Annotated in this window: 13 protein-coding genes; 7 read left to right on the forward strand and 6 right to left on the reverse strand. The window is 74.0% G+C overall.

Features of this window, described 5'->3' with window-relative positions; genetic code table 11:
- Positions 1 to 5 precede the first annotated feature (5 nt).
- Positions 6 to 470 carry a MarR family winged helix-turn-helix transcriptional regulator gene (locus HD593_RS28905; RefSeq protein ID WP_185105172.1) on the reverse strand — a complete coding sequence of 155 codons (465 nt, stop codon included), beginning with the start codon at positions 468 to 470 and terminating at the stop codon, positions 6 to 8.
- A gap of 69 nt (positions 471 to 539) precedes the next feature.
- On the opposite strand from HD593_RS28905, the gene HD593_RS28910 reads away from it, so the two are divergent.
- Positions 540 to 896 carry a hypothetical protein gene (locus tag HD593_RS28910; protein ID WP_185105173.1) on the forward strand — a complete coding sequence of 119 codons (357 nt, stop codon included), beginning with the start codon at positions 540 to 542 and terminating at the stop codon, positions 894 to 896.
- Positions 897 to 901: 5 nt separating this feature from the next.
- Here HD593_RS28910 and HD593_RS63610 read toward each other — a convergent pair whose 3' ends face one another.
- Positions 902 to 1045, reverse strand: coding sequence for a phytanoyl-CoA dioxygenase family protein (locus HD593_RS63610; protein WP_185105174.1), 144 nt, complete (start codon positions 1043 to 1045; stop codon positions 902 to 904).
- A 199-nt stretch (positions 1046 to 1244) separates the two neighbouring features.
- Between HD593_RS63610 and HD593_RS28920 the strand changes: the two genes are divergently transcribed.
- Together HD593_RS28920 and HD593_RS28925 are read left to right on the forward strand one after the other, a co-directional pair.
- Positions 1245 to 2057, forward strand: coding sequence for a DUF1963 domain-containing protein (locus HD593_RS28920; RefSeq protein ID WP_185105175.1), 813 nt, complete (start codon positions 1245 to 1247; stop codon positions 2055 to 2057).
- Between the two features lie 109 nt (positions 2058 to 2166).
- Positions 2167 to 2991, forward strand: a complete 825-nt coding sequence (locus HD593_RS28925; RefSeq protein ID WP_185105176.1) for an ATP-binding protein — start codon at positions 2167 to 2169, stop codon at positions 2989 to 2991.
- Between the two features lie 78 nt (positions 2992 to 3069).
- On the opposite strand, the gene HD593_RS28930 is transcribed toward HD593_RS28925, so the two are convergent.
- A complete protein-coding gene (locus tag HD593_RS28930) occupies positions 3070 to 3525 on the reverse strand; it encodes a hypothetical protein (protein ID WP_185105177.1) in 456 nt (151 codons plus the stop codon).
- Between the two features lie 274 nt (positions 3526 to 3799).
- Here HD593_RS28930 and HD593_RS28935 point away from each other — a divergent pair, with 274 nt between their 5' ends.
- Positions 3800 to 5389 (forward strand): MmgE/PrpD family protein, encoded by a 1590-nt coding sequence (locus HD593_RS28935; protein WP_185105178.1) that lies wholly within the window; start codon positions 3800 to 3802, stop codon positions 5387 to 5389.
- Here HD593_RS28935 and HD593_RS28940 read toward each other — a convergent pair.
- From HD593_RS28940 to HD593_RS28950, 3 genes are all read right to left on the reverse strand, one after another.
- Positions 5374 to 7047 carry an NB-ARC domain-containing protein gene (locus tag HD593_RS28940; RefSeq protein WP_185105179.1) on the reverse strand — a complete coding sequence of 558 codons (1674 nt, stop codon included), beginning with the start codon at positions 7045 to 7047 and terminating at the stop codon, positions 5374 to 5376. The two genes, HD593_RS28935 and HD593_RS28940, sit on opposite strands and share 16 nt — an antisense overlap.
- Before the next feature lie 190 nt (positions 7048 to 7237).
- Positions 7238 to 8647: a dihydroorotase gene (locus HD593_RS28945; RefSeq protein WP_185105180.1), complete on the reverse strand. Its 1410-nt coding sequence runs from the start codon at positions 8645 to 8647 to the stop codon at positions 7238 to 7240.
- Positions 8644 to 9435, reverse strand: a complete 792-nt coding sequence (locus tag HD593_RS28950) for an IclR family transcriptional regulator (protein ID WP_185105181.1) — start codon at positions 9433 to 9435, stop codon at positions 8644 to 8646. Before HD593_RS28950 ends, HD593_RS28945 begins: the two co-directional genes overlap by 4 nt.
- Before the next feature lie 84 nt (positions 9436 to 9519).
- Between HD593_RS28950 and HD593_RS28955 the strand changes: the two genes are divergently transcribed.
- From HD593_RS28955 to HD593_RS28965, 3 genes are all read left to right on the forward strand, one after another.
- On the forward strand, positions 9520 to 10320 hold the full coding sequence (locus HD593_RS28955) for a cyclase family protein (protein WP_312903780.1): 801 nt from the start codon (positions 9520 to 9522) through the stop codon (positions 10318 to 10320).
- 111 nt (positions 10321 to 10431) lie between these two features.
- Positions 10432 to 11529: an acyltransferase family protein gene (locus tag HD593_RS28960; protein ID WP_185105182.1), complete on the forward strand. Its 1098-nt coding sequence runs from the start codon at positions 10432 to 10434 to the stop codon at positions 11527 to 11529.
- 82 nt (positions 11530 to 11611) lie between these two features.
- A complete protein-coding gene (locus HD593_RS28965; protein WP_185105183.1) occupies positions 11612 to 12742 on the forward strand; it encodes an acyl-CoA dehydrogenase family protein in 1131 nt (376 codons plus the stop codon).
- Positions 12743 to 12840 lie beyond the last annotated feature (98 nt).

Raw genomic sequence — 12840 nt, forward strand, 5'->3', positions numbered from 1 at the left:
AGCGGTCAGTGCGACCGATCCGGCTCCATGAACACGGTGGGCACCTTGTTGTCCGCCACGATCCGGCCGAGCAGGGCGGCCAGCGTGTCGCGCTCCTCCTCGGGAAGTCCGGAGGTCAGCTCCTCGACCCGGCGGCAGGTCTCGTCGTAGAACTCCCGCGCCAGCTTGGCTCCCCGCCCGGTGAGCGCCACCCGTACCGCGCGGGAGTCCTGAGGATCGGGCTTGCGCTGCACCAGGCCGTTGCGCTCGGTGCGGTCGACCAGGCCGGTCAGGCTCGACTTGGCCAGGCCCAGCATCGCGCCGAGCTCGCCCATGCCGTACGGGCGCGGCATCAGGACGCACAACAACTGGCCCTGCTGCTGGGTGAGGCCGTACTCGCGGGCGGAGGCCTCGTACACGGCATTCACCAGGAACGTGGACCGCACCAGCGCCGGCACGATCCCGAGCGGGCCCTCGACATTCTCGTTCACCACCCAAGAATAGCAAAATTCGCAGGACGAACTAACTTTCGTCGGCTAGACTCGGGGGCCGCGGGAGGGATGACGATGGCACGAGTGCTGGTGATCGGGCTCGATCCCGCCAGGATCGACGGCTGGGACCCCGCGCCGGTCCAGGCGGCGATCGCGCGCGGCAGGGCCCGGTTCGACGACCTCGGCGTCGAGGCCGACTGGTGCCTGGTGACGGCCGGCGAGGACCCGGAAGCGGCGATCGCGGCGGCGCTGACCGGCGCGCAGTACGGCTGCGTGGTGATCGGGGGCGGCATCCGCACCCACGAGCCGCTGCTGCGGCTCTTCGAGAACGTGGTCAACCTGGTGCGGCAGCACGCGCCCGGCGCGGCCATCGCCTTCAACAGCACCCCCGAGGACTGCGCGGACGCGGCCCTGAGGTGGCTGTAGCCCACTCAGCCGAACAGCCCGCCCGTGACCATGAACCGGGGAGCACGCGAACGGTTGGCCGCCGGGGCGTGCAGCAGGTGGGGGTGCAGGAAGACCACGTCCCCCGGCTCCCCCGTGAGTTCCGCCACCCGTACCGGCACTTCCGACACCACCACCCCGCGTGCCGGCAGCCGCCGGAGGTCCTGCGGCAGGGGCCGAGGACCGCGTCGCGGACGGTGGCCGAGGCGCCGTCCGCGGCTCACGCTATTGCGCGTGTGGCCGCGCCGGCATCCCGCTTTCCCGTATCCTTCCGCGAACGTTGACGCGCCCGCCGCCACGTCCTACGGTCGGCGGCGGACAGGAGGAGCGATGCAGTGGAGTGATCTGCTGGCCGACCCGGCCGAGTTCGCCCGCGAACGGCTGCCCGCACCGGTCGCGGAGCTCGTGATCGGCCTGTTGCGTCCGGGCATCCACCTGCACGCGGCGGAGGAGGGCGAGCCGGTGGTGGGCCGCCTCGGCGGCGCGGCCCTGCTGCCCGAGGACTTCCCGTGGCCCTCCTCGGGCACGCGCCCGCTACGCCACATCGCCACCCTCGACTGCCGGGCCCTGTCCTCCTTCGAGGTGGACATCGCGCTCCCCCACGACGGCACCCTGCTCTTCTTCGTACAGGAGGAGGGCGACCGCAACCAGGTGATCCACCTCCCCGCCGGAACCCCCACCGTGGCCCGCTCGGAAGGAGAGCGCCATCCGGAGATCCCCCTGGCGGGGAAGACGGATGTGACCTGGCCGGGCGGCGCCCACCCGGCCCTGGCGGAGGCGCTGGGAGGCGGCGCGGCCGTGTACGAGCGGCTGTGGGACGTGGAGTGGGAAGGCGAAACGTTCGGCACCGCGCTGTCCGAGTACGAGGCCGACCGCCGCAAGATCCACCAGGTGGGCGGGCACGCGTTCGTCCTGCAGAGCCCGTTCGAGGCCACGGCCGCCCACCAGGCGGGCGCCGGCTGGTACGGCCAGCAGTCCTTCTACGCCGAGGCCCGCCAGTGGGTCACGCTGCTGCAACTGGACGAGGACACCGACGCCCGGATGCTCTGGGGCGACGGCGCCCACGTCATCTGGGGCATCCGCGCCGGGGACCTGGCCAGGCTCGACTTCTCCCAGGTCTGCTTCGACGTCCAGGGCCACTGAGCGGGAGCGGCCTGGCCGCGACGAACCGGTGGGTGACTCGGGGCGGCGAGCCGTCATCCGCCGGCCGCCGCGTGACGAATCCCCCACACCGGCGCGTCGAGGAGGGCTCATGCGGAGCCGGCCGTTCGTGGGGCGGGACGAGGAGCTGGGCACCTTCCTGGCATGCCTGCGGCGGGGCACCGTGCGGGGGGTGGTGATCTCCGGCGAGGCGGGCATCGGCAAGAGGCGGCTGGCCAGGGAGATGCCGGCGAGGGCGCGGGGCCTCGGCTGCCACACCGAGTGGGTGGCGGCGACGGGCTCGCTGGCCGCGATCCCGTTCGGCGCGGTGGCGGGGCTGCTTCCCGCCGGGAACGTTCCCGAGGGGCACGGGCTGCCCGTGCTGGCGGCGGCCGCGCGGATCCGCGAGTACGGCCGCGACCAGCGCGTGGTCATCGGCGTCGACGACGCGCACCTGCTCGGCACGGGGTCGGCGGCGCTGATCGGCCACCTGGCGGCCCAGCAGCCGGCGTTCGTGGTGGCGACCTGCCGCGCGGGTGAGCCCGTTCCCGACACGATCGCGGTGTTGTGGAAGGACGGGCAGGCGCCGTGGCTGGATCTGGCGACGCTGCCCGCGTCCGACGTGGACCGGCTGGTCGACCACACCCTCGCGGGGGACGTCGACGGGGTGACCCGGCGCCGGCTGCGCGACCTCGCGGCGGGCAACCCGCTGGCGCTGCTGGAGCGGGCGGCGTCCCTGCGGGTGCGTTGCGAGGGGGCCGTCACGCCGTTGCTCAACCATGAGCACGTCACCGCCGTGCTCACGCGTCGTGTGTGGGGGCCGGCCGGTCCCCGGGTCAGGCGACTGGTCGGATGGCCGGTCGGATGGCCGGTCGGATGGCCGGTCCGGTGGCAGGGCTGGCGGTCTGGTCGTCCTGGTCGACTCCGGAGATCTTGAACCGGACGGGCACGTCGGAGCTCGCCACGAACCGCCGGGCGCCCGAGATGACCCCGCCGCCGCAGAAGTTCCCGCCGCTCACTGCGGGGTGAGCACCGCCGTGTGCGGCCCGACCCCTGCCTGCCCTGCCGGATCCTTGCCGGTCATGTTGAAGATCACGACCATGCGGAACTCGTCGGTACGGGGATTGGTGGCACACATCCGGTAGAAGCGGAACCCGCCGTCCGGATGGACGATCGTCGGGTAGGTGTCGATGTCGGCCGTGACCCGCCGGAAGATCTCCGTCTCGGCGCCGCCCGCCGTGGAGGACGCCCGTACCGTCCACACGGCGGGGCCGTTGTTGGTCGCGTGGATGACCACTCCGGCGCCCGACCCCGTCCGGTCCGTGCAGACGGTGCTGCCGGGCGGGATGCAGCCCGCGTCAGCCTGCGCGGGAACGGCCACCAGCGCCACGCCGATCAGCCCCGCCACCGGGGCCAGGGCCGGGATCGTGATGCGTCTTCCCCCACTACGAGGGTCCGGCTTCAGCGTCATCGGCGGAGGCGGGCGGCGATGGATGAACGCCGCTCATCCAGGCGGGCGCCGCCCGGGCCTGGGCTCATCTCACTCCTTGACTCCGGAGGGGAACGAGCGGGCCGCCGCACCGCTGGCCAGGGGACGTCGCCGCGCTCCGGACACTCGCCTCCGGCCGGGCCGGAGCAGCCGTACGAGCGCGAGCGAGGCGCCCCTGTGCCTGATCGCCTTGGTCCTTCCCGTACGCGGCCGTTCCCGCGGACGATGGGACGGCGACGGCATGTGAGGAGAGCGGATGACGTACGTGAGGCGCCTGGCCGAGTTCGCGGTGGCGTGCAGGGACGGGGAGTTGCCGGTCGAGGTGCGCGACGACGTGCCGGGGCGGGTGCTGGACGTGCTCGGCAACTGCCTGGCCGCCTGCGCCGACCCGGACGGGGATGCCGCGCCCGCGGTGCTGCGTGCCGTACGGCGATGGGGCGGCAGCGGCGAGTCGACCGTGATCGGGAGCGGCGATCGGCTGCCCGCGCCGTCGGCGGCACTGGTCAACGGCACCCTCGCCCACGCACTCGACTTCGACGACACGCACCTTCCCTCCGTCCTGCACCCGAGCGCGTCCGTCGTGCCCGCGGCACTCGCGGCCGCCCAGTGCGTGAGCGGGGTGGCGGTGCGGGATTCGGGCGCGTTCGGCGGGGAGGGGATGGCGCAGGACGCGTTCCGTGCGACGCGGGCGGGAGCCGGGGACGCGGATGCGCATCGCGGGCAACCGGTGGCGGCGCACGACGTGGGTCCGTATGGCGGGGAGCCGGTGGCGGGGGTGCCCGGTGCGGGGCTGGTGGGGGCGGTTGCGGCGGGGATCGAGGTGTGCGGGCGGCTCGGGATGGCGTCGTACCTGCCGCAGGAGCGTAACTCGCTCTTCTTCGAGCAGGGCCAGCACGCCACCTCCATCTGCGGCACGCTGGGCGCGGCCGTGGCGGCGGGGCTGCTGTTCGGGCTCACGGCCGAGGGGGTGGCGCACGCGATGGGCGTGGCGGCGTCGATGGGCGCCGGTCTGATCGAGGCGAACCGTACGGGCGGGACCGTCAAGCGGGTGCACTGCGGGTGGGCGGCGCACGCCGGGGTGTCGGCCGCGGTGCTGGCCGCGGAGGGGGTGACCGGGCCGCCGACGGTGCTGGAGGGACGGTTCGGGTTCTTCCAGGCGTGGCTCGGCGGGCGGTACGACGCCGATGCGCTGCTGTCGGGGCTGGGCGAGCGGTGGGAGCTGCTGCGTACGGTCTACAAGCCGTACCCGACCAACCATTTCACCCACCCGGTCATCGACTGCGCGCTGGCGCTGCGGCGCGGCGGGCTGGACCCGTCGCGGATCGCGGAGGTCGAGGTGGGGGTGCCCGGCCCGGTGCTGCGTACGATCGCCGAGCCGTGGGAGGAGAAGGCGCGGCCGCGCTCGCCGTACCATGCGAAGTTCTCCGGACCCTACACGGTCGCCGCGGCGCTGCTGGGCGGGGGCGGGCTCGGGCTGGCGCTGGAGGACTTCGCCGCGCTGGACCCGGCACGGCTGGAGCTGGCGGGGCGGGTGCGGTGCGTGGCCGACGAGCGGGCTTCGGAGATCTTTCCCAGGGCGTTCGCGGCGGTGGTGCGGGTGCGGCTGCGTGACGGCTCGACGGTGGAGCACCGGGTGGACTCCTCGCGGGGCGGGCCCGAGCATCCGCTCTCGGTGGCGGAGCTGGAGACGAAGTTCCGCTCCAACGCGGGCCGGGCGCTGCCGGAGGGGCAGGTGAACGAGCTGGCCGGGGCGGTGCGGAGGCTGGGCTCGGGCGGCACGGTGGAGGGGGTTCTGGCGCGGACCGTACGAATGTCCTGGCCAGGCCGCGCTCATCCGATGAGGTGACGCTGGACGGATCGGGGCTCGGCCGGGCGGGTGCCGCGCGGGTGGCGCAGGTGCCTGGCCAGGGCCAGCGCGCGGCGGAGCGCGGGCAGGGCGGCCGGGTGGTCGCCCGCCTGGAGGTGCGCGTGCCCGAGGCGGCGGTAGGCCAGGCACTGGACGGCGGCCGCGCCGAGCCGTTCCGCGGCGAACACGGCGGTCTCCCAGACGCGGACGCGGTCGTGGACGTGTCCCGTGCGCTGGAGCATCGCGTCCATGGACCAGGCGATGCGCCAGGTGTTCTCGTTCCAGTCCTGGTCGGCGGTCCAGCGCAGGAGGGTCAGCAGGCAGTCGCGTTCGGCGTCGAACCACTCCAGCGCGTCCTGTCCCGTCGTCAGCGGGGTGAGGTCGACGCCCTGCGCGGGCGGGTTCATGGTGATGGGCTCGGACTGCGGGGCCAGGGTGCGTTCGCCGCGGGCGGCGGTGTGGAGGTAGTGGTCGGCCAGTCGTCTCAGGGCGGCGGCCGAGGAGGCCGGCTCGGCCTGTTCGAGCGCGTACAGGCGGATCAGGTCGTGCATGCGGTAGCGGCCCGGCCGGTGCTGGATGACCAGGTGGGCGGCCTCCAGCAGGCGCATCAGCGTGCGGGTGCGCGCGGTCGGCAGGGCGGCGAGCGACGCCGCGGCCGGCACCCCGATGTCGGGCACCGGCGCCGGGCCCAGGGCCAGGAACAGCCGCTTGGCGTCCTCGGCGAGGCTCAGGTGTGCGGCGTGCAGGACGGCGCGCAGACCGCCGGTGATCTCGCCTGTGTCCGAGGCCGTGGGATGGGTGATGGCGTTGCGCAGTTCGGCCGTGAGGGTGTCCAGGGGGAGGTGCGGGCGGGCCGCGACGCGGGCCGCCACGATGCCGAGGGCGAGCGGCAGGCCGGCGCAGTGGCGGAGCAGGTCGCGCACGGCGTGCGGCTGGGTGGTGCCTGCGCTGCGGACGAGCAGCCGCGACGCCTCCTGCTCGCTCAGCCCCTCCAGCGCCAGCACCCTCATGTCAGGCCGGTCTGGGTGCGGCACCCGCGCGCCGGGCCCGCCCGGGTGCGGCACCCGCACGTCAGGCCGGTCTGGGTGCAGCGCCCGTACGTCTCCCGCGCCGGGCACAGGCAGCGGAGCGGGCGGGTGCCGGCGGGTGGTCACCAGGACGGCGCTGGAGGTGGTGCCGGGGAGCAGGGCCTCCGCGTGGGCGGTGGAGGGGGCGTCGTCGATCAGGACGAGCATGCGCCGGCCTGCCATCAGGCGCCGGTACAGCCTGGTCTGGGCCTCAGGTCCGGCGGGGATGGCCCGGGGGTCGGTGCCGAGCGCCAGCAGGAAGCCGCGCACCGCTTCCTCGGGCGGGACGGTCGGGGTCACCGGGTCGGATCCGCGCAGGTCGACGTGGAGCTGCCCGTCCGGGAACAGGCGGGCGTTGCGGTGTGCCCAGTGCAGGGCGAGCCGGGTCTTGCCGACGCCACCCGCGCCCACGATCGCGATCGCTCGCGCCATGCGCTCCCCGGACGCCGTGCCCTCCGGCGACAGCGCCTCGTCCAGCCGTCGAAGCTCCGCCTCACGTCCCGCGAACAGCCGGCCGATCACGGTCGCCACGTGCTCGGGAACCGCCGCGCCCGGCTGCCATTCGGGAACCGCCGCCACCTGCTCGGGCACTTCGGCAACCCGCTCGGCAGCCGGGTGGCCGGGGGCTGCGGCGGCCGATGCGCGTGATGGAGGTTCCGGCGCATCGAACCGCGTGTGCGTCCCCATCAAGCCCCCGATCATCCATCCACCGATGAAAGATCGACTTTAGCCCCCCGCACACCACTTAAGTGGACGAACCGGGCAACCCATGCGGACCTCTTCAGCGGTGCAGATAGGACCCCGACGGCTCGCCGACGGTCTTGCCCTCGTGAAAGGCGACCCGCCCGCCGACGACCGTGGTCACCGGCCACCCCGTCACCCGGACACCTTCGAACGGGCAGTGATCCTGCCCCGACAGCAGCAGATCCGCCGTGACGGTCCTGGTCAGCGCCGGATCCAGGACGGTGAGGTCGGCGTCGAACCCGACGGCCAGCGCGCCCTTGCGCCCCCACAGGTTGAAGGCGCGTGCGGGGTTGGCCGCGGCGACCTCGGCGATCCTGGTCAGCGGCAGCCCCCGCCGCACATGCCCCTCGGAGAACAGCACGGGATACAGCAGCGCCGTCCCCCCGAACCCGGGCCGCGCGGGCCACAGGTCGTCGCCCTTGTGCTCCTCCAGGCAGCAGGCGTGGTCGGAGGCCACCCAGTCGATCCGCCCGTCGGCCACACCGGCCCACAGCGCCTCGTTGTGCTCGCGGGTGCGGATCGGCGGGTTGACCTTGCCGCCGAGGCCGCCACGCGCGTCCAGGTCGTCGTGGTCGAGGCACAGGTGGTGCAGGGTGGTCTCGCGCCTGGCAGGGGTACGGGCGGCCGCCTCCAGGGCCTCGGCGCTCGACAGGTGCAGCAGGTTGATCTCGACGCCGGTGTGCCCGGCGAGCACGGCCGCCTCGGCGATGGCGAGCTGCTCGGTCAGGGGCGGGCGGGCCTGGGCGTAGGCGCGCAGGTTCTGGGGGGCGCCGCCGGCGCGCACGCGGTCGATGAAGACGCGCATCAGCTCCGACTGCTCGCAGTGCAGGCTCAGCGACAGCCGCCGGCCGGGGTGGGCGGCCTGCGTCGCGGCCAGCTTCTCCATGATCAGGTACAGGTGCCCGAGGTCGTACTCGTCGCTCATGGTGAACGCCCGGGCGTCGCGGCTGTTGGCCGCCAGGTCGAAGCCCTTGTAGAACATGTAGTACTTGAACGAGGTGACGCCGTGCCCGGCGACCAGGTCGGGAATCTCGTCGATCTGGGCGGAGGTCATCGGGGCCAGGTGGAAGCCGTAGCCGGTCCACGCCCGCCCGGCGACCGCCTCCAGCACCTCGGGGAAGATCGTCTCGTAAGGTCCGGTCCTGTCGAGGTAGTGCTGTCCCGTACGGAAGTAGGACAGGACGGTCGTCGCCCCGCCGACCAGGCAGGACCGCGTCTCCTCGAAGGCGTCCACCCCCAGGTCCCGGTAGATCCCCAGGTGGAAGTGGGCGTCCACGGCCCCCGGTAACACGATCTTCCCGGCGGCGTCGATCACCTCGGCGCCGCCGTCGAGGTCCTCACCGATCGCGACGATCCGGCCGCCCCGTACGGCCAGGTCGGCGCGGACCTCGCCGTGGTACGGCAGGACCAGGGTCCCGCCCTTGACGAGCAGGTCGTATCGCATCATGGTGCTCCCATCCGGGCCGACAGTTCTCGGGTGGTCTCCAGCAGCGCCCGCGCGCACCGCCGTTCCTGACCGCGCAGGCGTTCCAGCGGCCCGCACACGCTGATCACCCCGGCCGGCCGCCCGTGGTGGTCGAGCACGGGCGCGGCGACGGAGGCGGCGCCCGGCTGCCGCTCGGCCCGGGAGCGGGCGTAGCCGCGGCGCCGTACGGCCGCCAGGTCCGCGCGCAGCACGCCCTCCTCGACGGGCGTGCGGGCGGTCAGCCGGGTCAGCGGCTGCGTGGCGAAGTAGTCGTCGATCTCCTCCTCGGCCAGGAACGCCAGGAACGCCCGCGAGGACGCGCCGGCGTGCAACGGGTACGGCACGCCGAGCGTCACCGACATCATCACCTCGCGGCCGGGGGTGACCTGGTCGACGTAGAGGCGCGTGTACCCGGTGCGGATCGACAGCGTGGCCGTCTCCGACAGCGCCGCGGACAGGGCGGCCAGCCCGGGCGCGGCGAGGCGGCGCAGGTCCAGCCGGTCGAGGTAGGCCAGGCCGAGCCGCATGGCGGTCAGGCCGAGGGAGTACCGCCTGCTCTGCTCGTCCAGGTGGACCAGGCCGCGCAGCCGGAGCGAGGCCAGGATCCGGTGGACGGCCGCCTTCGACAGCGCCAGCCGCCCGGCGATCTCGGTGACGCCGAGGGTGCGCGCCCCCGGATCGGCGAACAGCACGAGCACGTCGGCGGCGCGCTCGACGGTCGCGACGGTCCGGCCGGCGCGGTGACGGCGGGGATGCTCGGTCGTCGGCATGCGGGTGCCCCCCGGTGGCGTTCCTGTGCCGTACAGTGTGGAACAGCTTTCCTCGTAGCGGAACACCCCGAAGGATGTCCTCTCGTGCGAGCCCCGTGGGAGGCGCTGGCCGGGGCCGAGGTGTTCGACCTGGCCCAGCCGATGCGCACCGGCATGCCGCAGTCGCCGAACCATGTGCCGTTCCGGATGGTGCTGGAGCGGCGCCACGGCGACGTGGTGCGCGCCGACGGCGGGTCGGCGGCCAACGAGGTGATCGTCACCGGCGGCCACGTGGGCACCCACGTCGACGCGCTGGCCCACGTCTCGCAGGACGGCAGGCTGCACGGCGGGCGCGAGGCGGCGCCGGTGCAGGGTCATCAGGGGTTCACGGCGCTGGGGATCGACGCCTTCGAGCCGTACGTCGGCCGGGCCGTGCTGCTGGACGTGGCCGCCGTGCACGGCGTCGCCGCCCTGCCGCCCGGCTACGAGATCACCCCCGGCGACCTGGACAGGGCGGCCGAGGGGCTGTCCCCGCAGCCAGGGGAGGCGCTGCTGATCGGCACCGGCTGGTCGCGGCACTGGGGCGAGCCGGAGCTGTTCACCGGCCAGTCCGGTGGCGCGCCCGGCCCCGGAGCGGCGGCGGGGCGCTGGCTGGCCGAGCGGCGCCCGCGCCTGGTGGGGGCCGAGAGCATCGCGTTCGAGCACATCCCGCCCGGGCGCGGTCACGCCACGCTGCCGGTGCACCGGATCCTGCTGGTGGAGGCGGGGATCAACATCGTGGAGACCATGCGCCTGTGGCCGCTGCTGGACGCCGGCCACCGCGAGGTCCTGCTCATCGTGAACCCGTTGCCGCTGGTCGGCGCGACGGGCGCGCCCGTCAGGCCGCTGGCGCTGGCCCGCCCCTGACGCAAGGGGTGGACCTAGCCCCACCCCTGTGTACGTCCAGGTGCATACCGGCTCCTGCCCGCGCTTCCTAGCGTCGTCATCACATCCGACGACCGACAACGGAGTGCGTCAATGAAAACCGATCCCCGCACCGTGGCGCCGCCGCGGCTGTGGTTCGCCGACAACCTGCGGATCGCGCTGACCTCGCTGGTGGTCCTGCACCACGTCGCCGTCATGTACTCGGGGTTGCCGCTGTGGTACTACACCGAGCCGCCGACCAGCGCGGCGGCCGGGGCCGTCCTGGCGATCTTCCTGGTGGTGAACCAGGCCTGGTTCATGGGCGCGTTCTTCCTGCTGTCCGGCTACTTCACGCCCGGCTCCTACGACCGCAAGGGGCCCGCCGCGTTCCTGCGCGACCGGCTGGTCCGCCTGGGGATCCCGCTGATCGTGTTCTACTTCGTGCTCAGCCCGCTGCTGCACGCCGGCTCGCCGCCGGAGCCCTACCTCGACGCGATCGGCTCGGGGCCGCTGTGGTTCGTGCTCGCGCTGCTCGTCTTCGACGCCTGCTACACCGCCTTCCGCCTCGCCACCGCCCGGCGGCCGCGGCCGCGCGAGCGGGCCGCCCGGCCGCCCGCCCTGCCCATGGTGATCGCCTTCGTGGCGGCGCTGGCCCTGGGGACGTACGCGCTGCGGATCGTGCTCCCGGCGGGTACCTGGGTGCCGATCGTCGACTTCCCGACCAGCTCCTACCTGCCGCAGTACGCCGCCTTCTTCGCCGCGGGCGCGGTGGCGTACCGGCGCGGCTGGTTCCACACCGTGACCCCGCGCGCGGGGTGGGCCGGTTTCGGCCTGGCCGCCGGGGCCAGCGTGGTGTTCCTGCCGCTCGCGCTGGCCGGCGGGCTGGAGGCGTGGATGGGGCGCGGCACGCTGAGCTCCCTGTTCTTCGCGCTGTGGGACTCCTCGTTCGCGGTCGGCGCCGTGCTCGCGCTGCTGGCCTTCTTCCGTAGCAGGCTGGACGGCCAGGGGCCGCTGGGCCGCTACCTGTCGGCCCACGCGTTCACCGTGTACGTGATCCACGCGTTCGTGGTGACGGCGGCCGGTCTCGCCCTCGGCGCGGTGGCGTGGCCGACGCCGGCGAAGTTCGCGCTCGTGGCCGCCGTGACGCTGCCGGCCTGCTTCGCCTTGGCGGGCCCGATCCGCCGGCTGCCCGGCGTCCGCCGCGTCCTCTGAGAGCACGAGGCACCCGGAGGTGGCGCCCGCGCGATCCGCCGGAGTACAGTCGCCGAAGATCGCGAAGGGGGTCTCCGTCGACATGACCGGCACTCCGCAACTCCACCGCGCGGGCCCCGCCCTGCTCCAGCGGGCCCGCGACCTGCGTCCCCTGATCGAGCGCGAGGCCGGCCCGGCCGAGGCGCAGGGCAGGCTCACCACCGCGGTCGTGGACGCCCTGCACGAGGCGGGCGTCTGCGGCATGTGGGTGCCCGAGCCGCTCGGCGGCGCCGAGCTGTCGCCGATGGAGTTACTCGCCGTCATCGAGCAGCTCTCCTACGCCGACGCCTCCACCGGCTGGGTCGCGATGATCACCACCCTCGAGAACGGCGCGGCCGGCGCCTACCTCGGCGACGAGGCCGTCGAGCACCTCTTCAAGGGCCCCCGGATGCCGCTGTTCGCCGGCCAGGGCACCCGCCCGGGCACCGCCGCGCGCGTGCCCGGCGGCTTCCGGCTGACCGGCCGGTGGAGCTTCGGCTCCGGCATGCTGCACGCCCAGTACACCCACAGCCTGGCCATCGTCGAGGACACCGGCGAGCCGCGGATGTTCGTCACCCCCGTCGAGGACATCACCATGCTCGGCAACTGGGACGTGCTGGGCCTGCGCGCCACGGGCAGCATCGACTACGCCATCGACGACGTGTTCGTGCCCGAGTCGTACACCCATCCCTTCGCCCTGGACGAGCCGCGGCGCGGCGGCGCGATGTACCGGCTCGGCCTGCTCGACCAGGCCCTGCTCTGCCACTCCGGCTGGGCGCTCGGCGTCGGCCGCCGCCTGCTCGACGAGCTGATCACGCACGTGGCGGCGCGGGCCGGACGGCCGGGGCAGCTCGCCGGCAGCGACGCCTTCCACACCGGCTTCGCCCGCGCCGAGGCGAGCTACCGCGCGGCCGCCGCGCTGGTGCACCGGACCTGGGACGACACCGAACGCGTCCTGGAGTCCGGCGCCCGGCTCGACGTGCGCCAGGAGACCCTGCTGCGGCTCGCGCTCAACCACATCACCTCCACCGTCGCCGACGTGGCCCGGTTCGTCTACGCCTCGGGCGGCACCACGGCGCTGCGCGAGGGGCCGATCCAGCGGCTGTTCAGGGACGTGCACGCCGGCACCGCGCACATCACCTCGGGCCCGGCGGCGCTCGCCGAGTGCGGCCGCGAGCTGGCCGGCCACCCCTGATGAACCACCTCGGCCGCACCCTCGTCGAATGCTTCGCCATCGGCGACACCCTCGTCCTGACCGCTTGGAATACGGCGCGGCACGCCGCTGTTCTCATC

Origin of the sequence: Nonomuraea rubra (genome assembly GCF_014207985.1) — a bacterium.
Classification (GTDB): Bacteria; Actinomycetota; Actinomycetes; order Streptosporangiales; family Streptosporangiaceae; genus Nonomuraea; species Nonomuraea rubra.